Origin of the sequence: Stenotrophomonas sp. DR822 (assembly GCF_019793815.1) — a bacterium.
GTDB classification, from domain to species: Bacteria; Pseudomonadota; Gammaproteobacteria; order Xanthomonadales; family Xanthomonadaceae; genus Stenotrophomonas; species Stenotrophomonas indicatrix.
Map to the genome: position 1 here is coordinate 918,814 of NZ_CP081826.1, position 22,868 is coordinate 941,681.

Genomic DNA, 22,868 nt, shown 5'->3' on the forward strand with positions numbered 1-22,868 from the left:
TGGCTCAGGCTGCCGCGCGCGTCCACGGTGCCGGCCGGCCCAGCAGGTAGCCCTGGCCGTAGTCGCAGCCGAGCTCGAACAGCGTGTCACGCTGCGCCTCGGTCTCGATGCCTTCGCCGATCGTCTCGATGCCCAGCGTGCGTGCCAGTGACAGCACGCCTTCGACCAGCGCGCGCGTGCTCTGTGCCTCCGGGCCGTGCAGGCCGGCAATGAAGCTCTGGTCGATCTTCAACGTGCTGATCGGGAAACGGTGCAGGTAGGACAGCGCCGAGAAACCCGTTCCGAAATCATCCAGCTGCACCTGGATGCCACGTTCACGCAGGCCCTTCAGGATGCGCAGCGTGTGTGGACCATCGTCGAGCAGCGCCACCTCGGTGATCTCCAGGCGCAGCCGCCGCGGGTCCGCGTTGCTCGCCTCCAGCAGGCCATACAGGCGCTCGCTGAACTCGGCGGAGCGGAAATGCCGTGGCGACACGTTGACCGACACATAGCCACGCCCGCCGTCGGCAAGGCCGGCAATGACCTGCTCATAGATCAGCCAGTCGACCTGTTCGATCAGGCCACTTTCCTCGCCCAGTTCCAGGAACGCGCCCGGCAGCAGCAGTCCACGGCGCTCGTGCTTCCAGCGCAGCAGGGCCTCGTGGCCGACCACCTCGCCGTCGGAGAGGCGCACGATCGGCTGGTAGAACGGCACGAAATCACGGTTGTTGATCGCCCGCCGCAGGTCGGCCTCCAGATCCAGGCTGCGCAGCGCCTGCTCGCGCATTTCCTCATCGAAGATCGAGCAGCGGTCGTGGCCCTGCGCCTTGGCCCGGTACATCGCCGCATCGGCGTCGCGCAGCAGTTCCTCGCCGGTGCGATAGCGCGGGTTCCACAAGGCGATGCCCAGGCTGCCGGAAGGGAACAGCTCGCGACCGGCGATCCACATCGATTCCTGCAGCGCCAGCAACAGCCGCTGGCCGAAATCCAGTGCCTGCGCCAGGCCCTCCGGACAGTGCAGCAGCACGGCGAACTCATCACCGCCCAGGCGCGCCACCACATCATTGTCGCCGGCCATGGACACGATGCGCTTGGCCACTTCCACCAGCATGCGATCGCCGGCGGCGTGACCGATGCTGTCGTTGACCAGCTTGAAGCGGTCAAGGTCCAGGAACAGCACCGCGAACACCGGGCCACCTTCGCGCCGGGCCAGCGCCAGCGCATCCTGCAGCCTGTCCAGCAGGTGCAGGCGATTGGGCAGTCCGGTCAGCGCGTCGTGCATCGCCTGGTGGGTCAGTCGCTGCTCGGCGCGCAGGCGCTCGGCGATCTGGCCGAGCAGCTTTTCGTTCACCTCGCCCAGCTCGCGGGTGCGCTCCTCCACCCGCTTTTCCAGCTCGGCATGCGCCGAACGCAGTCGTTGCTGGTCGCGCTGGCGCGCAAGACCGGTGCCGATGTTCTGCGCAACGAAGATCAGCAGGCGCTGGTCATGCACGCTGAAGGCGATCTGCTCGGTGTAACTCTGCACCACGATCGCACCGACCACTTCGTCGTCGCGCAGCAACGGCACGCCGAGCCAGCACTGCGAACGTGCGCCGGATTCACGCACCTCGCCGGTTTCCAGCAGCGCATCGATCTGCGCACGCGAGGCCAGCAATGGCCGACGATGGCGGACCACATACTCGGTCAGGCCGCGGCTGAACGCGCGCGGTGCACGACTCGCGTTGTGCTCGTCGACCGAATAGACGAAATCCAGCCCATCGCCCTCGGCATTGACCAGCGCGATATAGAAATTGCGCGCATCCAGCAGGCGCCCGACCACGCCGTGCACCTGCCCGTAGAACTGCGCCAGGCTGTCGGCCGACATCGCCATTTCGGCGATGTTGTACAGGGCGGTCTGCAACTGCTCGGCGCGGCGGCGCTCGGCTACTTCATCCTGCAGGCTGAGATTGGCGCGCTGCAGTTCCTGCGTGCGCCGTTCCACCTGCTGCTCCAGCCGCACCTGCGCCTGGCGGCGGTCCATGGCGGTCTGCACGTGCTGGGCGACAAAACCCAGCAGGGCCCGTTCGGCCTCGCCGTAGCGGTCGGCATGCTCGTAGCTCTGCACCACGATCGCACCACACACGCGGCCATCGCGCAGCATCGGCACGCCCAGCCAGTCCAGGCTCTCCGGGCCGCGCTGCGGGTCGTGCTCCTGGTCTACCCGCGCCAGCAGTTCGCGCGAAGGCCCGCTCAACGGCCGGCCATGCCGCAGCAGCGCTACTGTCAAGCTGCGCGGCATCTGGTCGATGTCGTAGCCCTGGGCAGGATCGGCGACGAAATCATCGACCTGGTCGGCGAAGTACAGGAAGCGGATCTGCCGGCGGGCATCGTCATACTCGACGATGTAGCAGTTCTGCGCGTACATCAGCGTGCCCAGCACGCCATGCACGTGGCGCAGCATCTCGCTCATTTCCAGGTCGGCACCGGCCAGGTCGGCAATCTGGAACAGCGCCTGCTGCAACCGCTCAGCTTCTTCCAGCGCCTTGATCTGCCCCGCCTGGCGGCCCCGCTGCAGGGCCAGCTCCATGGCCTGCCGGGCCAGCCCCCACCAGGCTGGGGAAGGCGTCGCGCCGCGTACCGACAGCAGCAGCCGGGCGCCGTCGTATTCCCAGCCGTGGCGGCCTTCAGCATGGTCGGCCAGCGGCTGCCAGATGTCCTCCTCGCCACCGCCGATCGGCCAACCGCCCTGCCCGCTGCCGAGCTGCGGATCGTCCCAGCCGACGCGCACGATCGCCGTTTCCGGCAGCAGCGCATGCAGCGCGCGCACCAGCGCTGCGCTCAGCACGGGCTCGTTGTTTGACGCTTCCAGCGCGCGGTCGGCTTCGGTGGACAAATGACGTTCTCTTGGCGCCGCCTGAGCGCCGCCTCCCCTGAATTACCGAGCATAACGCGCCACCCGGGGGGCAATGGAAGCCCGGCAACCCCGAAACGTGCCTTCGGGCGTTATTCCTGTCGATCCCCTCCCGGTTCCTGCCGTGACTGTCGCCCTGTCCCACCCCATCGCTGGCTATGCGCCACCGCCTGCAGGGCTTACCCTGTACGGCGTGGATGCCAGCGCCCTGCCAACCGATGAAGCCTTGATGCTGGCCTGGGCCGCCGGTGAAGTGCACGCGTTCGAAAGCCTGTATGCCCGTCATCGCAAGCGCCTGTTCGGCTTCCTGCTGCGGCAGCTGCGCGACACCGCGCTGGCCGAGGAGATGTTCCAGGACGTCTGGCAGCGGGTGATCAGCGCGCGTGCAGGCTGGCAGGCCGATGCAGCCTTCAGCACCTGGCTGTTCCGCATCGCCCACAACCGCCTGAACGACCACTGGCGCGCCGCCCGCCATCGCCCCCCTGCACCGGCCGATGCCGATCTGCGCTTGGCCGCGCTGGAAGATGGGCAGACACCGGAAGCGGAATTGTCCGAATTCGAGCAACGTCGCCGCATCCAGCTGGCGATGGAAGAACTGCCCGCAGAACAGCGCGAAGTGCTGCAGCTGCGGCTGGAACAGGAACTGAGCCTGGAGGAGATCGGCCAGATCACCGGCGTTGGCCGGGAAACCGTGAAATCGCGGCTGCGCTATGCGATGGACAAGCTGCGTGCGGGACTGAACGCATGAACCGAGACGATGCACTGACGCCGGAAGAACGCGAACTGGCACGCCTGCTTGGGCGCCGCACCGAACAGGGCCCTCCGCCGGCACTGGACGCGGCGATCCTCGCCGCTGCGCGTGCGGCCGTGGAGACGCCAGCACGCGAGGCAGCCCCAGCGCCGGCGGCACCGCGCACGCCGCGCCCGCGCCGCCGCTGGCCGGCCGTATTCGGCGTGGCCGCATCGACGGTGTTCGCCGTTGGCATCGCCTGGCAGATGCGTCCAGAGCCGCCCTCGGCCCCTGCCGAGGCAGTTGCCACCGCGCCGGCTGCGCAGGAAATGGCGGCCGATGCGAGCGCCGAAGGCACGGCCTACGACAGCGCGGCCGCCGATGTCGCGGCCACCGATGCCGCACAGCTACCTGCACCGGCCGCGGCACCGGCGCCTGCGCCGGCCAAGGCAGCACCGGCTCCGGCACCGGCCATCGCGGAGGTGGTGAAACCCGCGCCTGCCGCACCCCGGCAGGCACCTGCTCCGATGATGGCGCCGGCACCGCCACCTGCGCCTGCAGCCGACACAGCGTTTGCGCCGCCTCCGATGCCAGCGGCAGCGCCCCCCGCGGCCGAGGCCTATTCGGCACCTGCGCCTGCGGCCCCTGCCGCGGCGATGAGGGCCCGCAAGGCCACTGCGGCGACGGCCGAATCCATGCCCTCCGCACAGGCCACGGCCGAAGACCGCGTCGCGCTCACCGCGGCCAAGCAGGACGCGGCCGGCAGAACCGCGCCTGGCGTCATGCGCCGCGCAAGCGACGCGAACCTCAGCGCGGACGCGGTACAGGCCGAAGTGCAGGCCGATGCCGGGCTGCCACGCCGGCAATGGCTGCAGAAGATCCGCGAGCGCCGCGACGCCGGCCAGCGCGACCTGGCCCGGGCGAGCCTGGAGCGTTACCTGCAGACCTATCCAGAGGCGCGCCTGCCAAAGGATGTGCGGCCATTGCTGGACGACTGAAGCACGTCGGCGGCAAGCCCGTAGAATGAAGGGAATGCCCGACACCCTCGCCCAACCGGTCAACCACACCCTGGACGTCAAGCACAGCCGCTTCATCGCGCATGCCGCGCCGATCGAGAGCGCGTCTGCGGCGATGGCATTTCTGCAGGACGTATCGGTAGCCGATGCGACCCACAACTGCTGGGCCTACCGGCACGGCCAGGACTATCGCTCCAGCGATGACGGCGAGCCCGCCGGCACCGCGGGCCGCCCGATCCTGGCTGCCATCGATGGCCAGGGATTCGACCGGGTGATGGTGGTGGTCACCCGCTGGTTCGGCGGCATCAAGCTGGGCGCCGGCGGCCTGGTCCGGGCTTACGGCGGCGCCGCTGCCGAATGCCTGCGCACCGCGCCGCGCCTGCCACTGGTGGCGATGGCGCGGCTGCAGCTGGTGGCTGGATTCGAGGACCTGGGCGCGCTGCATGCGGCCCTGCCGGCCCACGCGGCCGAAAAGCGCGATGAACAGTTCGATGCCAATGGCGTGAGATTGCGGGTGGAATTGCCCGCAGACCAGGTCGACGCATTGAAAATCCGCCTGCGCGACGCCACCCGTGATCGTATCCGTATCCAAGATGACCCCCTCGATGACTGACAAGGACGCACCGGCGACCGACCCGGCCTCCCCGCCGCTGCGCCGCCTCGGCAGCCTGCGCACACTGTGGCCGTTCGTGCGCCGCCACAGCGGATTGTTCAGCGCCTGGCTGCTGGCCCTGGCCGTTTCGTCAGCGGCGACCCTGAGCCTGCCGCCGGCGGTGAAGCAGATGATCGACCACGGCTTCAGCAGCGGGGGCCAGATCAACCGTGCCTTTGCATTGCTGATGCTGGTCGCCGTGGTGCTGGCGTTGGCGACGGCGGCGCGCTTCTACTTTGTTTCGCTGCTCGGCGAGAAGGTCGTGGCGGATCTGCGCAGCCGGCTGTACGCGCACCTGATCCAGCTCGGCGCCGGCTTCCACGACCGCAGCCGCAGCGGCGAGCTGGTTTCGCGCCTGACCGCCGACAGCGAACTGCTGCGCAGCGTGGTCGGCTCGACCATGTCCGTGGCGCTGCGCAGCAGTGTCACCGTGGTCGGCAGCCTGGCGATGCTGTTCGTCACCAGTCCGCGGCTGGCCGCCTGGTCGCTGCTCGGCATCCCGCTGGCAGTGCTGCCGATCATCATCGGCGCGCGCAAGCTGCGTACCATCGCGCGCAGCAGCCAGGACCGCATCGCCGATGCCAACAGCCTGGCCAGCGAAACACTGGGCGCGGTGCGCACTGTGCAGGCGCATGCGCGCGAGCCCTATGAACGCGGCCGTTTCGACCATGCGCTGGGCGATGCGATCCGTGCCGCGCGCCGGCGCATCGGCGCGCAGTCGCTGGTGACCGCCAGCGCCATCCTGCTGGTGTTCGGTGCGATTGTCGGGGTGCTGTGGCTGGGCGCGCACGACGTCATCGACGGGCGGCTCAGCGCCGGTACGTTGGGCCAGTTCGTGCTGTACGCACTGATCGGCGGCGGTTCGGTCGGTGCGCTGGCCGAAGTGTGGAACGAACTGCAGCGCGCCTCCGGCGGCATGGGCCGCATCGGCGAGCTGCTGCAGGAAGACATCGAGATCCGTGCGCCGGCCAAGCCGCGTGCGCTGCCACAGCCGCTGCGTGGCGAGATCCATTTCGACGACGTGGTGTTCAACTACCCGCAGCGACCGGACCAGGCCGCGCTGGATCATTTCAACCTGCACGTGCGGCCGGGTGAAACCGTCGCCCTGGTCGGCCCGTCAGGCGCCGGCAAGAGCACGGTGCTGTCGATGCTGCTGCGCTTCCACGATCCGGCAAGCGGCCGCATCTGCGTGGACGGCATCGATGTGCGCGACGTCGATCCTGCCGAGCTTCGGGCGCACCTGGCGCTGGTGCCGCAGCAGCCGACATTGTTCGCCGCCAGCGCACGCGACAACATCCGCTATGGCCGGCTGGAGGCCAGTGACGCCGAGGTGGAGGACGCAGCCCGTGCCGCCGAGGCCGACGCCTTCCTGCGTGCTCTGCCAGAGGGCTACGACAGCGAACTGGGCGAGCGCGGTGCCCGCCTGTCCGGTGGCCAGCAACAGCGCGTGGCGATCGCCCGTGCCTTGCTGAAGGACGCACCGATCCTGCTGCTCGACGAAGCCACCAGCGCGCTGGATGCACAGAGCGAACATGGCGTGCAGCAGGCGCTGGAACGCTTGATGGCGGGGCGCACCACGGTGGTCATCGCCCATCGGCTGGCGACCGTGCTGAAGGCCGACCGCATCGTGGTAATGGACCATGGCCGTATCGTGGCCGAAGGCACGCATACGCAGCTGCTGGCTGAAGGCGGCCTGTATGCGGAGCTTGCACGCCTGCAGTTCATCGATTGATGACGGCCGGCTAACACCGGCCGGATCACTCTGGTGGCGTAGCGAAGAACCACTGAAGGAGGCCAGGCATGTCGTTCCGTCAGTTCCCTGCTGTCGACAGCAATGGCGAAAGCCACATCATCATCGAGTTCAAGCCAGAGGCCAGCGGCAGTGGGCATGGCTCCGAAGCGACGCCGCGTTATGAGCTTGATGACGGCCGCCAGCTGGTACGCAACGGCCGCGAGTTCACCACCAGCGGCGGCGAGGTCAGGTTGTCGATCTAGCGATGCACCGCAGAGCCGGGCATGCCCCGGCTCTACAGCTGTTACGGACAGAAAAAAGGTTGGTCATTTTTTGACCAACCATCTTGACAGCCTTGCACGCCAAGGCCTGCCGCCGGTTATCCACATGTTTGCGCAGAAGCCATCCACACGCCCTGTGGATGAATGGCGTTACGCCAGCACCCGGCCGATCCCGCTGGCATCCACTGCTGCCGCGGCTGCCGCGATAGCCCCTGGCTCGCTGCCGGCCACGAAACCGATGCGGAAATGCACTTCGCCGGCGGGCGTGCGCGAGGAGTGGATCGAGGCGAGGCTGATGCCATGCTGCTCGAACACGTTCAGCAGCTCACGCAACGAACCGGCGCGGTCTTCAGGCAGATGCACCGACAGTGCGTTGCGCTCGGTCAGGTCGGCCAGCAGATAGCCGACGCGCTCGAAGGTGTAGTTGCCCGCAGCCAGCGCCTGATCGCCGAAGGCACACCTGTTGGCCTCCAGCAGGTGATCGCGGAACGCGCCCCGCGCAGCTTCGTCGCCCTGCCCCACCTGCACCTGCAGCGTCTGCAGCTGGCCGATCAGGCGTTGCAGCATCGGCGCCACATAGGGATTGCCGAACTGGATGTCTTCGTAGATCGCCGGATTCAACGACAGGATGCGCGAGATGATCGCGGTATCCAGTTCGAACGAAGCCGATCGATACGGCAGCATCGCCGCCAACGTGCCCAGCTGCGGTTGGTACTCGCGCAGCACACCTGCCTGGGCCAGGTGGGTCGCATGCACCATCGCCTGCACCAGCGCCATCATCTGGTCATGGTGCTGCGGGGTGGCGCGCACGCATTCGGCCTGCAGTGCCAGGCACAGTGCGTCGACCCACGGCCGCCAATGCTGCAGCCTGGCCTCGCAGACCACCATCACCCGGCCCTTCAGGGTCGGCGCCTTGGGCGGCGCCGTCATCGGATGCAGGCCCACCACCTCGGCGCACGAGGCCAGCATCGCCTGCACCGGCGCTTCCTTAACCGAGGTCACATCCAGCCACAAGCGTTCCTGCTCGCGGCCCGCCGACAGGCGCACGTACTCGGCAATCAACGCGGAGGTGTGCCGGATCGGTGCGGAGAACACCAACACGTCGGCCTGTTCCAGCAACTGCTCCGGCGCATGCGAACCCGCATCGGCCGGATCGTGGCCGATCACGCGCACCTGCATGTGCTGTTCGAAGAACCGGGTCAGCCAGCGTCCATAGGCGCCGGCACTGCCGACGATGCCGACCGTGCGCGGCGTGCGTTCGTGCAGATCGCTCATGCCAGCCGTTCGGCGCGGAAGCGCATGCCATCGGCCAGTGCCGCCGGTGCGGCCGCGATCACGTCGAACTCTTCGAAGCCGTGGGCCAGGGTCGCCTCCAGCGCCGCATGGGTGCCGGCGATGGCCCGCGAGATGGCCATCTGCATCGGCTCACCACGCAACAGGAAGGACACCATCAGCGACATCAGCACATCGCCGGTGCCTGCCACATCCACCGGCAGCAGCGGCGAGGTCCAGCGCCAGGTTTCCTCGCGCCCCACAGCCAGCGTCACCAGCTCGCCCGGATTGCCGCCGACGCTGTGCGCCAGCACCCACTGCGGTCCCCGCGCCAGCAGCGCGCGCGAGGCAGCAATGGCATCGGCTTCGGCCAGCGCCGGCATGCCGGTCAGGCGACCGAGTTCGAAGGCATTCGGGGTAACCAGCCATGCATGCGGCAGCAGGCGCTCAGCGAAGATCGCTTCCAGTCCCGGCTCCACGTAGGGGCCGGTGTGGGTATCACCGATCACCGGGTCCAGGCAGTAGCGCAGCTGCGGGCACGCCGGCAGGATCCCGTCCAGCCAATCAGCAAACGCAGCACCATTGGCAGCGCTGCCGAAGTAGCCGGAGACCAGCATCTTCGCCCGCTGCGGAAGACCCCGTTCATGCGTGCCGAGCAGCAGATCGGCAAACCAGTCGCTGGGCAGCACACGGCCACGGGTGGTCTCGTAGAACGGTGCATTGCTCAGCAGCGTGGTCGGGATCGAGGCCACGCGCACGCCGAGCGCACGCATCGGCGGTAGCGCGGCGCTGTTGCCGGCATGGCCGTAGACCAGTTGTGATTGGACCGAAATGACATCGATCGGCGAAGGGCCGTCGGGCCGCTGGCGGCGGCCGTGGACCAGGTGGTTGTCGAGGGATTCGCTCATGCCCGCATTCTACGCCCAAGGGGGTTTTCGGCAGGGCTGCGCCCTGCACCTGCAGAGGCAATAGCCACAGCCAAAGCCGAGGCAACAGCAACAGCCGGCTCTGGCTTTTCTGTGGTTTGGCGGGGCGGTATGGGGCTGCAGGACACGCCGTAAACCCCGCTCCGCGGTCCGGCCCAGCCGCTGGCGGCTGTGCGTTCGGGCGCTTGCGAAGCAGTGCTTCGCAAGCAAAGCGCCCTCACCCTTGGGGGCTCGATGGCGCCATCCATGGCGCCAACGGTCCTGCAGCCCCATACCGCCCCGCCCTCGACAGTTTCCCGGTGACGGATGGTGATGGATCCACGACATGCGTGGATGAATCTCCATCGGAATCGAATATTTCGAATTCGAATCGAAGAGCATCCACGAAGTGTCGACCAAGGTCGACACCCACCAACAACAAGTCATGCCATCCCGACAGATTGCGGAAATCCGTCGAAGGCGGGGTGGGTCCGGGTGCGGGGGTGTCCGCGGCATGGGCCCGAGGCATGCCTCGGGCGGGTTGGGCAGGACGCCCAACCCCGGTCTTGCCGTGTGCGCAGGATTGCGCACACGAGCAAGCCGCGGCCAAGCCCCAGGGATGGATTCACGGCGTCCCCCGCAACCGGACCCACCCCGCCATCCCACGAAATGCACGCTTTTGCCGTTGCCGTTGCCGTTGCTCTGGCCTCTGCAGGTGCAGAGCGCAGCCCTGCCGAAGAACACCCCTCAGTGCGCAACAGGCCTGGACGGCGGCAGCCAGGCCGCGACGATGCCCAGCAACGGCAGGAACGCGGTCAGCTGGTAGACGAATTCGATGCTGGTCTTGTCAGCCAGCAGACCGAGCACCGCTGCGCCGAGGCCGCCCATGCCGAAGGCAAAGCCAAAGAACAGCCCGGACACCATGCCGATGCGGTGCGGCATCATTTCCTGCGCATAGACCACGATCGCCGAGAAGGCCGAAGACAGCACGAAGCCGATCAGCACCGCCAGCACCGTCGTCCACAGCAGGTCGGCATGCGGCAGCATCAGCGCGAACGGTGCCACGCCCAGGATCGAGGCCCAGATGATCGGCTTGCGACCGATACGATCGCCCAGCGGCCCGCCGAAGAATCCACCCGCGGCGGACGCTACCAGGAAGGCGAACAGATGCAGCTGCGCCTGCGCCACCGGAATGCCGAAATGATGCATCAGGTAGAAGGTGAAGTAGCTGCCGATGCTGGCCATGTAGAAGTACTTGCTGAAGATCAGCACCAGCAGGATGGCCAGCACCCGGGCGATCGTGCGCGGCGGATGGCGCGCGGCAGTCACACCATGCGCTGCTGGCCTGGGCGCGCCCAGATGCAGCGAGTACCAGCGACCGACATAGGTCAGCAGGGCAATGCCGATCAACGCTGCACCGGCAAACCACGATGCGGAATGCTGGCCATAGGGCACGATCACCGCTGCGGCGATCAGCGGCCCCAGCGCCGTGCCGAAGTTGCCTCCCACCTGGAATACCGACTGCGCCAAGCCATGACGGCCGCCGGAGGCGAGGCGTGCGATGCGCGAGGCTTCCGGATGGAAGATGGCCGAACCGATACCGACCAGCGCGGCGGCCAGCAGCACCATCGCGTAGTTGGGCGCAAAGCCGAGCAGCAGCATGCCGCACAAGGTCGAGGCCATGCCGATCGGCAGCGAGTACGGGGCCGGCCGGCGGTCGGTGGCAAGGCCGACCAGCGGCTGGAAGATCGAGGCGGTGAGCTGGTAGGTCAGCGTGATCAGGCCGATCTGGGTGAAGCTGAGATTGAAGCCGCCCTTGATCACCGGATAGATGGCCAGGATCAGCGACTGCATCATGTCGTTGACCATGTGGGAGCTGGAGATCGCCGCCAGCACTCCGGGCGATACGGGGCGGGCGGATACGGCGGGAGAAGCCAGAGTCGACATTGCGCACGGTCAGGATGGGGGCGAGCCGTGCATGCTACGGTGGGCATCTACTCCCTTCTGCCGCGTTCTGGTCATGGCCTATCGCAAAAAGGACACCCCCTGCCCCGTCCGCGAAACCGCGCCGTGGAACGAGGTGCCGGTGCATCGCCCGGTCACCTGCCGCGCACGCGACTACCGCGCCGGCACCCACATCGCGGCGCACAAGCACCGGCGGCACCAGCTGGTCTATTCCATGTCCGGGCTGATGGTGGTGCGCTCGGAAGTCGGCCGCTGGGTGGTGCCCTCTACCCGCGCCATCTGGATGCCGGCGGGCATGGCCCATGCGGTGGACTGCATCGCCGAGGTGCACATGCGCAGCCTGTACATCGAACCGTCATTCGCCCCGCAGCTGCCCGCAGAGCCCTTTGCCGTGCAGGTGGCACCGCTGCTGCGCGAACTGCTGCAGGCAGCCATCCTGATCGACGGGCCGCATGAAGAAGACAGCCGCGATGGCCGCGTGGTGCGGCTGATGCTCGACGAACTGCACCGCATGGACGTACTGCCGTTGCACCTGCCCGAGCCCGTCGACCCGCGCCTGCACAGGATCTGCCAGCACATCCAGAAACATCCCGGCGACGAGGCGACCCTGCAGGACTGGGCGCAGGCGTTGGCGATCGACGTGAAAACCATCCAGCGCCACTTCGCCAGCGAGCTGGGCATGACGTTTGGCCAGTGGCGGCAGCAGGCGCGCCTGCTGGCCGCGATGGAACGGCTGGCCCGCGGCGAGAAGGTGATCGATGTTGCGCTGGCGATGGGCTACGACAGCCCCAGTGCATTCACCAGCATGTTCAAGCGCCAGCTGGGGCAGACGCCGGCGGCATTCTTCCGTTGATCCGTCGCACCGCGTCCACGCATGGCACGGATCTGCTGCGCCGGAAACGAAAACGCCGGGGATGGCCCGGCGCTGCCGTTCAACATTTCCCTCAAGGGATCAGGACGTCATCCGATCCCAGAAGCCCTTGACGCCGTCGATGAAGGTCGCCGACTTCGGCGAATGCTTGCGCGCGTCCTCGCCGTTGAAGGTGGCTTCGAACTGCTCCAGCAGTTTGCGCTGGTCGCTGGTGAGGTTTACCGGCGTCTCCACTACCACGCGGCAGTACAGGTCACCCTCGCTGCGGCTGCGCACCGAACGCACGCCCTTGCCACGCAGGCGGAACAGCTTGCCGGTCTGGGTCTCGGCCGGGATACGGATTTCCGCTTCACCACCGAGGGTGGCCACGCGCACGGTATCGCCCAGTGCGGCCTGCGAAATGCGGATCGGCACTTCGCAGTGCAGGTCGTCGCCGTCGCGCTGGAAGATGTGGTGCTCGCGCACGCGCACTTCCACGTACAGATCGCCCGGTGGCGTCCCCGCAGGGCCGGCCTCGCCCTCACCCGCCAGGCGGATGCGGTCGCCGGTATCCACGCCCGCCGGCACCTTCACCGACAGCACCTTGTCTTCTTCGACACGGCCGTTGCCGTGGCAGGTCTTGCAGGGCTTGGCGATGATCTGGCCACGACCACCACAGTTGTGGCAGGCCTGCTGCATGGCGAAGATGCCGCGCTGGATGCGCACCTGGCCACGACCATGGCAGACGTTGCAGGTCTCGACCTTGCCGTCTTCCGAGCCGCTGCCATCGCAGTCGCCGCATTCGGCCAGGGTCGGAATCTCGATGCGACGCTCGACGCCACGCACCGCTTCTTCCAGGTCCAGCTCCATCACGTAACCGATGTCGGCGCCGCGACGCGCCTGGCGCGGGCCACCACCGCCGGCACCACCAAAGATGTTGCCGAAGATGTCGCCGAAAATATCGTTCATGTCCGGGCCGCCCGGACCACCGCCACCACCGCCCATGCCGTGTTCGAACGCGGCATGGCCATGGCTGTCGTACATGCGGCGCTTGTTGCCGTCGGACAGGACTTCGTAGGCTTCCTTGCACTCCTTGAAGGAGGCTTCGGCCGCCGCATCACCCGGGTTGCGGTCCGGGTGGAACTTCATCGCGCAACGGCGATAGGACTTCTTCAGTTCTTCGTCGGTAGCGGTGCGGGCAACGCCCAGCACTTCGTAGTAATCGCGCTTGCTCATATCGTGGATCGCATTCCGGAAAGTCGGGATTCGTCAAAGCGGAAGAGCGGAACCATGTCCGCTCTTGCGTCGGGCGCCCCGACACGCCAGAGGGCGGTCAGGACCCTGGTACGACAACGGGACGCTGGCAACCAGCGTCCCGTGTCGGTCCGGATCAGGACTTCTTGTCGTCCTTGACTTCGGTGAACTCGGCGTCCACCACGTCATCCTGCGCCTTGCCCGCATTGCCGGCGTCGGCACCCGGGGCGGCACCGCCCTGGTCGGCCGAAGCCGCAGCGAACAGCGACTGGCCAGCTTCTTCCAGCACCTTCGACTTGGCTTCGATCTGCGCCTTGTCGTCACCCTTCATCGCGGTTTCCAGATCGGCCAGGGCCGCTTCCACCTTGCCGATCACTTCGCCACCAACCTTGCTGCCGTGCTCGGTGATTGCGCTGCGGGTGCCGTGGATCAAGGCATCGGCCTGGTTGCGGGCCTGCACCAGCTCCTGGAACTTCTTGTCTTCTTCGCGGTTGGCTTCCGCGTCGGCGACCATGCGTGCGATCTCTTCCTCGGAAAGACCCGAACCGGCCTTGATCTCGACCTTCTGTTCCTTGTTGGTCTTCTTGTCCTTGGCCGACACGTGCAGGATGCCGTTGGCGTCGATGTCGAAGGACACTTCCACCTGCGGCAGGCCGCGCGGGGCCGGCTCGATGCCGGACAGGTCGAACTTGGCCAGCGACTTGTTGAAGCGGGCCTGTTCGCGCTCACCCTGCAGAACGTGCACGGTCACGGCCGACTGGTTGTCCTCGGCGGTGGAGAACACCTGCGAGGCCTTGGTCGGGATGGTGGTGTTCTTTTCGATGATCTTGGTGAACACACCGCCCATGGTTTCGATGCCCAGCGACAGCGGGGTCACGTCCAGCAGCAGCACGTCCTTGACGTCGCCACCAAGCACGCCGCCCTGGATCGCAGCACCCAGTGCCACCGCTTCGTCCGGGTTGACGTCCTTGCGCGGTTCCTTGCCGAAGAACTCGGTGACAGCCTGCTGCACCTTCGGCATGCGGGTCTGGCCACCGACCAGGATCACTTCGCTGATGTCGCTCGAACGCAGGCCGGCATCGTTCAGGGCGACGCGGCACGGCTCGATCGACTTCCTGATCAGCTCTTCCACCAGCGATTCCAGCTTGGCGCGGGTCAGCTTGATGTTCAGGTGCTTCGGACCCGACGCGTCAGCGGTGACGTACGGCAGGTTCACTTCGGTCTGCTGGGCGCTGGACAGTTCGATCTTGGCGCGCTCGGCAGCATCCTTCAGGCGCTGCAGGGCCAGCGGATCCTTGCGCAGGTCGATGCCCTGGTCCTTGTTGAACTCTTCAACCAGGTACTCGATGACGCGGTTGTCGAAGTCTTCGCCACCCAGGAAGGTGTCGCCGTTGGTGGCCAGCACCTCGAACTGCTTTTCGCCGTCGACATTGGCGATCTCGATCACCGAGACGTCGAAGGTGCCGCCGCCCAGGTCGTAGACAACGATCTTGCGATCCTTGTTGTCGCCCTTGTCCAGGCCATAGGCCAGCGCGGCCGCGGTCGGCTCGTTGATGATGCGCTTGACGTCCAGGCCGGCGATGCGGCCAGCGTCCTTGGTTGCCTGGCGCTGGCTGTCGTTGAAGTAGGCCGGCACGGTGATGACCGCTTCGGTGACCTTCTCACCGAGGAAGTCCTCGGCGGTCTTCTTCATCTTCTCCAGCACCTTGGCCGAGATTTCCTGCGGTGCCATCTTCTTGGCATCGCTGGTGGCCACCCAGGCATCGCCATTGTCATGGGCCAGGATGCTGTACGGGACGTGCGCGATGTCCTTCTGCACTTCGGCGTCGGTGAACTTGCGGCCGATCAGGCGCTTCACCGCGTAGAAGGTGTTCTTCGGATTGGTCACGGCCTGGCGCTTGGCCGAGGCACCGACCAGGACTTCGCCGTCCTTGGTGTAGGCGACGATCGACGGGGTGGTGCGATCGCCTTCCGAATTTTCGATGACGCGGGCCTTGCCGCCGTCCATGATCGCCACGCACGAGTTGGTGGTGCCGAGGTCGATACCAATGATCTTGCCCATGGGGGAGACTCCTGAAGGATGTTGTTTTTGTCAGTCCGGCCGTTCGGCCGGTGGATGAATGGGATGTGGGGGAGGCTCGTGGAACATTCAAGCCATCCCCCGAACGCTGTGTTTCCGTTCGCCCAACACGTTCAGCGTCGGTCGTGCCGATGCCCCAGTCGCGGCGGGAAAACCCGCGCCAGGCCAGGCCCGGCGCCCGCGGTCAGTCGGCGGCAACCACCACCAGCGCCGGCCGCAGCAGGCGCTCGTTGAGCAGGTAGCCCTTCTGGAACACGGTCACCACGCTGCCCGGTGCGGCGCCGGGGGCAGCGACCTGGCTGATCGCCTGGTGGTGTTCGGGGTTGAACGGCTGCCCGGTCGGGTCCAGCAGCACCAGGCCGTTGTCACCAGCGACCTTCAGCAGCTGCTTGTAGGTCAGCTCCAGGCCCTCGCGAAGCGGATGGGCATCGTCGCCGGCGGCCTTGAGGCCGGCATCGAGGCTGTCGAATACCGGCAGCAGTTCGCCCAGCAGCTTCTCGTTGGCGAACTTGCGCGCCTGTTCGATGTCGCGGGCCACGCGCTTGCGCTGGTTGTCGAGGTCGGCGCGCTCACGCAGCGCTTCGGCCTTGACCTGCTCCACTTCGGCACGGAGCTGTTCGATCTGTTCGTTGACGCCCTCGGCGGCAGCTGCGTCGGCGGCGGCCTGCTGGGCGGCGATGTCTGGCTGATCTTGATTCATGTCTGGGTCCCTGGCGGTCACTCTCCGCCTCCACCCACCCTAGTGTGGGCGGGATGCTGCGTTTCAAGCGTCCGATGCACCCGGAGTTCGCCCGCTCGGCGAAAAGGCCGCGCCGAGCACATCGGCGGTGGCCTGGACCAGCGGAATCATCCGGTCGTAGGCCATCCGCTTCGGCCCGATCACGCCCAGCACGCCCAGTACCTGGCCGTTGGCGGTGTACGGCGCGGTGACCAGCGAGACCCCCTGCAGGGGAACCACGCCGGTTTCCTCGCCGATGAAGATGCGCACGCCGGGGGCCTGGATGGTCCGCTCCAGCAGCTGCAGGATCTCGCGCTTGCTGGAAAACAGCTCGAACAGCTCGCGCAGGCGCTCCAGGTCGGACAGGTCCTGCACACCCATCAGACGCGTCTGGCCGGCCACCAGCATGTCGTCGGCCGGCGGCTGCAGGGCCTGCTCGGCCAGTTCGACGCTGTGCGCCAGCACCTGTTCCAGCTCGGAACGGGCGTCGCGCAGCTCCAGCAGCAGGCGGGTACGGATCTCGGCCAGGGGCAGCCCGGCAAAGTGGGCATTGAGGTAGTTGGCCACCTGCTCCAGCTGCCCCGGTGCGAAGTCCTGGCGGGTCTCGATCACCCGGTTCTGCACTTCATTGTCGGCAAACACCAGGATCGCCAGCACCCGGCGCCCGTCCAGCGCCACGAAATCGATCTGGCGGAAGGCGAACTGCTCGCGGCGCGGCGCGCTGACCACGCCAACGAAGTGGCTCATCGCCGACAGCAGCTCCGACGCACTGCCGAGCAGCGCCTGGGTACTGCCGCCTCCGGCCAGCTCCTGACGCAGCCGGGCCAGCTCCCCTTCGCCCGGCGGCTGCATCTGCAACAGGCTGTCGACGAACACCCGGTAGCCATGCGCGGTTGGAATCCGGCCCGCCGACGTATGCGGCGAGGCCAGCAGTCCCAGGTCTTCCAGGTCACCGAGGATGTTGCGGATGGTGGCCGGACTGACCTCCAGACCGGCCACGCGCGCCAGTGTCTGCGAACCCACGGGCTCGCCATCCTGGATGTAGCGCGCGATCAGCGTGCGCAGCAGGTGCCGCGCGCGCGGGGCAAGTTGGTCGGGAGAACCGTGCATGGAATCAACCTGTGAGACAGGGTCATTAGATAATGGCGGCGCATCCCCTTGGCAAGTCATTGGACGACCCCGCCGCGCGTGCTAGCGTTGCGCGGCTGCAGACATCCCCTTACCCATGCTCAGACATCTTTCAATCAAGGATTTCGCCGTCGTCCGCGCCACCGAACTGGAGTTCGGGCCGGGCATGACCGTGGTTTCAGGCGAGACCGGCGCGGGCAAGTCGCTGATGGTCGACGCCCTGGGCTTCCTGTCCGGACTGCGCGCCGACAGCGGCGTGGTCCGCCATGGCGCGGCCCGGGCCGAGCTGTCGGCCGAATTCGCGCTGGACCAGCTGCAGGCCGCCCGCCAGTGGCTGGCCAGCAATGAGCTGGACGATGAAGACCAATGCCAGCTGCGCCGCGTGATCCGCGCCGACGGCGGCTCGCGCTCGTGGATCAACGGCCGCCCGGTCACCCTGGCGCAGCTGGCCGACCTCGCCGGCCTGCTGGTGGAAATCCATGGCCAGCATGAGCAGCAGGCCCTGCTGACGCGCCCGTCGCAGCTGGCCCTGCTGGACGCCTATGCCCGCAACGAAAGCGAACGCCGCCAGGTGCGCCGCGCTGCCGCCACCTGGCAGGCGCTGGTCGATGAATCCCTCGCACTGTCGCAACAGGGCGACGTGAGTGACCGCATCGGCTTCCTCGAACACCAGCTGCGCGAACTGGACCGTGAGGATCTGGAGCCGGAGTCGATCACCGCGCTCGGCGCCAGCCATCGCCGTCAGGCGCATGCCAGCGCCCTGTTGGCCGCCTGCCAGGCAGCTTCAGACCAGCTCAACGGCGACGAAGGCCACTCGGCACTGGACCTGCTGCAGCAGGTGCGGCATGAACTGGCCCGGGTGGCCGAACATGACCCGCGGCTGGGCGATGTCGATGCATTGATCGACAGCGCTTCCATCCAGCTGCACGAGGCCCTCGCCCTGCTCGACCGGGTGCATGACGACCTGGACGCCGATCCGGACCAGTTCGAGGAGAACGAGCGCCGCCTCGGCCGCCTGCACGACCTGGCCCGCAAGCACCGCGTGCCGATGGATGAGCTGGCTGCGCAGCGTGAGCGCATGCACGCCGAAGTGGAACAGCTGCGCGGCGCCGACGAGCGCCTGCAGCGTCTGGCCGGCGAAATTGAGAAGGCCGCAGCGGCCTGGCGTGTCGAGGCCGCAGCACTGACCACCAGCCGCCGTACCGCTGCTGCCGAGCTGTCGGCCACCACCACCGGCATCATTGCCGAGCTGGGCATGGGCGGCGGCCAGTTCCTGATCGAGCTGGAGCCGCAGGACAACGGCAAGCCGGACCCGCAGGGCGCCGAGCGCGTCGAGTTCCTGGTGGCAGCCAATGCCGGCCAGCCACCGCGTGCGCTGCGCAAGGTCGCTTCCGGTGGCGAGCTGTCACGTATTTCGCTGGCCATCGAAGTGGCCGCGCTCGACCTGGATGCAGTGCCGACCATGGTGTTCGACGAAGTCGACTCCGGCATCGGTGGCGCGGTGGCCGATATCGTCGGCCAGAAGCTGCGCGCCCTCGGCGAAAAGCGCCAGGTGCTGTGCGTGACCCATCTGCCGCAGGTTGCCTCCAAGGGCCACGCCCATTACCGGGTCAGCAAGGCACCGGTGGAAGGCATGACCCAGAGCGCGGTGGAGAAGCTCGACGCAAAGGCCCGCGAGGAAGAGCTGGCGCGCATGCTGGGTGGCGTGGAAGTGAGCAAGGAAGCCCGCGCCGCCGCGCGCAAGCTGCTGCAGGTGTAGGATCCTGCACGCCTGTTGGCGCGCGTGAATCGCGGGCATTCATCCACGCATGGCGTGGATCTACTGCAGGCCTGACGCCCGGTAGTGTCGGCCGCTGGCCGGCAACCCGACGCACGTGGACCAATACCTACCCCCGCGGCTGCGTCAGGTCGACGTTCTCCACCAGGAAATCAAGGAACGCGCGCACCCGCAGCGGCAGGTAGCCCCCCTGCCCGAGGAACACCGCGTGCACCTCTTCCAGGTCGCCCGGGTTGGCGTCCTCCAGCACCGGCAGCAACCGGCCTGCCGCGATGTCGGCCTGCACCTGGAACGCCGCCAGCCGGGCCAGGCCCAGCCCACCCAGCACCAGCTGACGCAGCGCGTCGCCATTGCTGGCGCGCGCATTTCCGCTGGGCAGTACCCGCTGCTGCTGGCCATCCTGCAGCAGCGGCCAGCCCTGCACCGACCGTGCATGGCCGATATCCAACCGGTTGTGCACCAGCAGCGCGTCGGCATTGGCCGGCAGTCCGTGTCGTGCCGCATAGGCCGGTGCCGCCACGATCATCATCCGCGTTGCTCCCAGCCGGCGCGCGACCAGACTGGAACTCTTCAACGGGCCGGCCCGCACCGCCACGTCCGTGCGCTGCTCCAGCAGATCGATCACCTCGTCGGTCAGGGTCAGGTCCACACCGACCTGCGGGTGGCGCTGCAGGAAGTCTGGCAGCAGTGGCAGCAGGAAGTGCTGGCCGAACGGCACGTTGGCATTGACCCGCAGCCGCCCCCGCGGCTCGGCGTGGGCGCTGGCACAGCGTTCGGCCTCTTCCAGATCGGCCAGCACCCGCAGGCCGCGCTCATAGAACGAACAACCCTCCGGGGTCAGCTGCAACTGGCGGGTGGAGCGCTGCAGCAGGCGCGTGCCCAGCCGCTGCTCCAGCCGCGCGACCAGCTTGCTGACCGCCGACGGCGTCATCTCCAGGCTGCGGGCGGCAGCGGAAAAGCCGCCGGTTTCGATCACCCGCACGAACACTTCCAGTTCGCCGGATCGGTTGATGTCGGTGCGTGCCATGCGATGAATCAGATTCACAGATGATTATCCATGCGCAGTCTAGTTCACAGATGATCCTGGACGCACCATGGCCGTCACTCCCACCGGGTCATTTCGATGAATCGCCTGAGCCAACTGACCGCCACCGCCCTGCTTGCCCTGTCCGGCGCCGCCACTGCGTCACCCGCCCCGCACTGGGTCGCCAGCTGGCAGGCCAGCCCGCAGCCGGTGTGGGGCAGCGATTTCCTGTTTCCTACCCTCATTCCCGGCCAACTGCAGGACCAGACCTTCCGCCAGAGCGCTCGCATCAGCCTGGGCGGGTCGCGCCTGCGGATCCGCCTGAGCAATGCCTACGGCACCCAACCTTTGCGGATCGGCGCTGCCAGCATCGCCGTGCATGCGGGGGACACGCCGCAGCCGCTGCGCTTCGGCGGCCAGCCCGGGGTCGTGATTGCGCCCGGGCAGGACCGCCTGAGCGATCCGCTGTCCCTTCCCACCGCTGATCGGCAGGCGGTGCAGGTCAGCGTTTACCTGCCCGACCGCACGCCGCTGCAGACCTTCCATTGGGAAGGGCGGCAGACCAGTTGGATTGCGCCGGGCGACCAGCATCAACGGCCCGCGCTGCACGACGCCAGCAGCACCACGGCCCGCCTGCTCCTGTCGGCCATCGACGTCGAGGTCCCGGCCAGCGCGCGCAGCGTGGTGGTGATCGGCGATTCCATCACCGATGGCGCCACCGCCAGCCTCGACCAGGACCAGCGCTGGACCGATCACCTCGCCGCGCGGCTGGCACCCGAAGGTGTAGCGGTGGTCAATGCCGGCATCTCCGGCGGTCGCCTGCTGCGCGATGGCATGGGCGAATCGGCCCGCAAGCGCTTCCAGAGTGACGTGCTCGACCAGCCGGGCGTCGCCAGTGTGATCGTGCTGATCGGCATCAACGACATCAGCTGGCCGGGCACGGCCTTTGCCCGCACGCAGGCCAGGCCCAGCCTGGCCGAGCTGCAGGCCGGCTACCGCGACCTGGCCCAGCGCGCCCATGCACACGGCCTGCGCATCCTCGGCGCGACACTGACACCGTTTGCCGGCGCCCTGCCCGGCACCCCGCTGGACGACTACTACGCCGCGGACAAGGACGCCCTGCGCCAGCAGCTCAACGCCTGGCTGCGCACGGACAGCCCGTTCGACGCGGTGATCGACCTCGATGCGGCCCTGCGTGATCCGGCCGATCCCTCACGGATGGCGGCGGCCTACGACTCCGGCGACCACCTGCACCCGGGCGATGCGGGGAACCGGGCGATGGCCGAGACGGTGGATCTGGACGTCCTGATGGGGCCATCCACGCAGGGCGTGGATCTACCGCGACGCTGAGGCCAGACAAGCAAAAACCCCGGGCAGGCCCGGGGTTTCGTCGCAATCAGCTGGCTGCGGGGCTTACTTGCGCTTCTTGCGCACGTACAGCACCAGCGAGTGCTCTTCGAGCTCGTAGCCGTGATCGGCAGCGATCTTGCGCTGCAGGTCTTCGATCTCGGTGCTTTCGAACTCGATGATCTTGCCGCTGTCCACATCGACCATGTGGTCATGGTGGCCGCCGCGGTCGAGTTCGTAGACGGCCTGGCCGCCTTCGAAATTGTGCTTGAGCACGAGGCCGGCGGCCTCGAACTGGGTCAGCACCCGGTACACCGTGGCCAGGCCGATCTCGTCGCCATGCTCCAGCAGCTGGCGGTAGATGTCTTCGGCGGTCATGTGGTGCTGGGCATTGCGCTGCTCGAGCAGCGCCAGGATCCGCATCCGCGGATGGGTCACCTTCAGGCCGACTTTACGCAGGTCGTGGGTTTCCATAGGTCTCCGTTCATTGGCGATTTAGCGCCAGCTGCCTCGGATTGGGTCGCGGTGGCACGCCGGGAGTGTATCATCGGATTGATTTCCCCAACCGCCAGTCCCGATGCGCAATCTCCTGTTGGTCGCCGCCGTCGCCTTGTCCACCACCGGGTGCGGCATCATCTACAAGCAACCCATCTACCAGGGCAACCTGATCCGGGAAGATGCCGTGGCCAAGCTGCAGGTCGGGCAGAGCAAGCAGCAGGTCAACGCCCTGCTGGGCACCCCCTCTGTGCCGGACCCGTTCCACGCCCAGCGCTGGGACTACACCTCGACCGAGCGCGTGAACCGCCTGGGCCGTACCGACGTGAAGAATTTCGTCGTGTACTTCGAAAATGATGTGGTCACCCGTTGGGAAGGCGATTACTTCCCGGCCAACGACAAGGCCCTTGCCCAGCAGACCGTGCGCCAGTTCGGCCGCAATCTGCCGAAGGACAAGAAGAAGAAGGGCGGCCGCTGAGCCACCCTGCCCGTCCTCCGGGACGGGCCTGGGGATCACCCGCCGCGCGCGCGACGCCGGCGGTTGTCCTTGGGGTCGGCCTGCAGCACGCGCAGCAGCTCGACACGATCGCCATCCAGCAGCACCTGCTGCGGCCGCGCCAGTACGCCATGCACGGCGGCGGCCGGACAGTCGGTACTGCCTTCGAGCCCGGCCGCTGCTATCGCATCAGCCACGGTCGTCCCTTCGTCCAGCTGCAACCGGCGCGACAGCACCCGCTGTGGCCAGGCCAGCACGACCTCGACCTCGATCATCG

20 protein-coding genes are annotated in these 22,868 nt (G+C 67.4%); 9 read left to right on the forward strand and 11 right to left on the reverse strand.

Annotation, left to right across the window (positions count from 1 at the left end; all coding sequences use genetic code 11):
• Positions 1–4 precede the first annotated feature (4 nt).
• The gene (locus K5K93_RS04130) at positions 5–2,851 is read right to left on the reverse strand and encodes an EAL domain-containing protein (protein WP_222389906.1); all 2,847 of its coding nucleotides are present in this window, start codon (positions 2,849–2,851) and stop codon (positions 5–7) included.
• 247 nt (positions 2,852–3,098) lie between these two features.
• Between K5K93_RS04130 and K5K93_RS04135 the strand changes: the two genes are divergently transcribed.
• The 5 genes from K5K93_RS04135 to K5K93_RS04155 all read left to right on the forward strand — a co-directional run bounded on the left by K5K93_RS04135 (position 3,099) and on the right by K5K93_RS04155 (position 7,262).
• Entirely contained in the window at positions 3,099–3,617 is a 519-nt protein-coding gene (locus K5K93_RS04135; RefSeq protein WP_229291374.1) for an RNA polymerase sigma factor, read from the forward strand.
• Complete coding sequence (locus K5K93_RS04140) at positions 3,614–4,597, forward strand: hypothetical protein (protein ID WP_222389908.1); 984 nt, start codon at positions 3,614–3,616, stop codon at positions 4,595–4,597. The genes K5K93_RS04135 and K5K93_RS04140 overlap by 4 nt, the downstream gene beginning before the upstream one ends.
• Positions 4,598–4,631: 34 nt before the next feature.
• Entirely contained in the window at positions 4,632–5,228 is a 597-nt protein-coding gene (locus K5K93_RS04145) for a YigZ family protein (RefSeq protein ID WP_033830875.1), read from the forward strand.
• Positions 5,221–6,999 (forward strand): ABC transporter transmembrane domain-containing protein, encoded by a 1,779-nt coding sequence (locus K5K93_RS04150; RefSeq protein WP_222389909.1) that lies wholly within the window; start codon positions 5,221–5,223, stop codon positions 6,997–6,999. Before K5K93_RS04145 ends, K5K93_RS04150 begins: the two co-directional genes overlap by 8 nt.
• Before the next feature lie 68 nt (positions 7,000–7,067).
• Positions 7,068–7,262, forward strand: a complete 195-nt coding sequence (locus tag K5K93_RS04155) for a hypothetical protein (RefSeq protein WP_025875144.1) — start codon at positions 7,068–7,070, stop codon at positions 7,260–7,262.
• A 168-nt stretch (positions 7,263–7,430) separates the two neighbouring features.
• Here the strand turns inward: K5K93_RS04155 and K5K93_RS04160 are convergent, their stop codons facing one another.
• The 3 genes from K5K93_RS04160 to K5K93_RS04170 form a co-directional block, all read right to left on the reverse strand.
• Complete coding sequence (locus tag K5K93_RS04160; protein WP_222389910.1) at positions 7,431–8,555, reverse strand: prephenate dehydrogenase; 1,125 nt, start codon at positions 8,553–8,555, stop codon at positions 7,431–7,433.
• Positions 8,552–9,460, reverse strand: a complete 909-nt coding sequence (gene pdxY, locus K5K93_RS04165; RefSeq protein ID WP_208081411.1) for a pyridoxal kinase — start codon at positions 9,458–9,460, stop codon at positions 8,552–8,554. The genes K5K93_RS04160 and pdxY overlap by 4 nt, the downstream gene beginning before the upstream one ends.
• 744 nt (positions 9,461–10,204) lie before the next feature.
• A complete protein-coding gene (locus K5K93_RS04170) occupies positions 10,205–11,404 on the reverse strand; it encodes an MFS transporter (RefSeq protein WP_222389911.1) in 1,200 nt (399 codons plus the stop codon).
• A gap of 73 nt (positions 11,405–11,477) precedes the next feature.
• Between K5K93_RS04170 and K5K93_RS04175 the strand changes: the two genes are divergently transcribed.
• Positions 11,478–12,275: a helix-turn-helix transcriptional regulator gene (locus K5K93_RS04175; RefSeq protein ID WP_093819924.1), complete on the forward strand. Its 798-nt coding sequence runs from the start codon at positions 11,478–11,480 to the stop codon at positions 12,273–12,275.
• Between the two features lie 99 nt (positions 12,276–12,374).
• On the opposite strand, the gene dnaJ is transcribed toward K5K93_RS04175, so the two are convergent.
• From dnaJ to hrcA, 4 genes are all read right to left on the reverse strand, one after another.
• Entirely contained in the window at positions 12,375–13,508 is a 1,134-nt protein-coding gene (gene dnaJ, locus K5K93_RS04180) for a molecular chaperone DnaJ (RefSeq protein WP_025878872.1), read from the reverse strand.
• A 154-nt stretch (positions 13,509–13,662) separates the two neighbouring features.
• Positions 13,663–15,588 (reverse strand): molecular chaperone DnaK, encoded by a 1,926-nt coding sequence (dnaK, locus tag K5K93_RS04185; RefSeq protein WP_025878871.1) that lies wholly within the window; start codon positions 15,586–15,588, stop codon positions 13,663–13,665.
• A gap of 202 nt (positions 15,589–15,790) precedes the next feature.
• Positions 15,791–16,306, reverse strand: a complete 516-nt coding sequence (grpE, locus tag K5K93_RS04190; protein WP_025878870.1) for a nucleotide exchange factor GrpE — start codon at positions 16,304–16,306, stop codon at positions 15,791–15,793.
• Positions 16,307–16,369: 63 nt separating this feature from the next.
• Positions 16,370–17,434, reverse strand: coding sequence for a heat-inducible transcriptional repressor HrcA (hrcA, locus tag K5K93_RS04195; RefSeq protein ID WP_222389912.1), 1,065 nt, complete (start codon positions 17,432–17,434; stop codon positions 16,370–16,372).
• Between the two features lie 115 nt (positions 17,435–17,549).
• Here hrcA and recN point away from each other — a divergent pair, with 115 nt between their 5' ends.
• Positions 17,550–19,211 (forward strand): DNA repair protein RecN, encoded by a 1,662-nt coding sequence (recN, locus tag K5K93_RS04200; protein WP_222389913.1) that lies wholly within the window; start codon positions 17,550–17,552, stop codon positions 19,209–19,211.
• Between the two features lie 127 nt (positions 19,212–19,338).
• Here the strand turns inward: recN and K5K93_RS04205 are convergent, their stop codons facing one another.
• The gene (locus K5K93_RS04205; protein ID WP_222389915.1) at positions 19,339–20,256 is read right to left on the reverse strand and encodes a LysR family transcriptional regulator; all 918 of its coding nucleotides are present in this window, start codon (positions 20,254–20,256) and stop codon (positions 19,339–19,341) included.
• A 96-nt stretch (positions 20,257–20,352) separates the two neighbouring features.
• Between K5K93_RS04205 and K5K93_RS04210 the strand changes: the two genes are divergently transcribed.
• The gene (locus K5K93_RS04210) at positions 20,353–21,603 is read left to right on the forward strand and encodes an SGNH/GDSL hydrolase family protein (RefSeq protein WP_222389916.1); all 1,251 of its coding nucleotides are present in this window, start codon (positions 20,353–20,355) and stop codon (positions 21,601–21,603) included.
• Positions 21,604–21,666: 63 nt separating this feature from the next.
• Here the strand turns inward: K5K93_RS04210 and fur are convergent, their stop codons facing one another.
• Positions 21,667–22,074, reverse strand: a complete 408-nt coding sequence (fur, locus tag K5K93_RS04215) for a ferric iron uptake transcriptional regulator (protein ID WP_025878865.1) — start codon at positions 22,072–22,074, stop codon at positions 21,667–21,669.
• 103 nt (positions 22,075–22,177) lie between these two features.
• Here fur and bamE point away from each other — a divergent pair, with 103 nt between their 5' ends.
• The gene (gene bamE, locus K5K93_RS04220) at positions 22,178–22,573 is read left to right on the forward strand and encodes an outer membrane protein assembly factor BamE (RefSeq protein WP_049468453.1); all 396 of its coding nucleotides are present in this window, start codon (positions 22,178–22,180) and stop codon (positions 22,571–22,573) included.
• A 35-nt stretch (positions 22,574–22,608) separates the two neighbouring features.
• Here the strand turns inward: bamE and K5K93_RS04225 are convergent, their stop codons facing one another.
• On the reverse strand, positions 22,609–22,866 hold the full coding sequence (locus tag K5K93_RS04225; protein WP_222389917.1) for an RnfH family protein: 258 nt from the start codon (positions 22,864–22,866) through the stop codon (positions 22,609–22,611).
• Between the last annotated feature and the right edge of the window lie 2 nt (positions 22,867–22,868).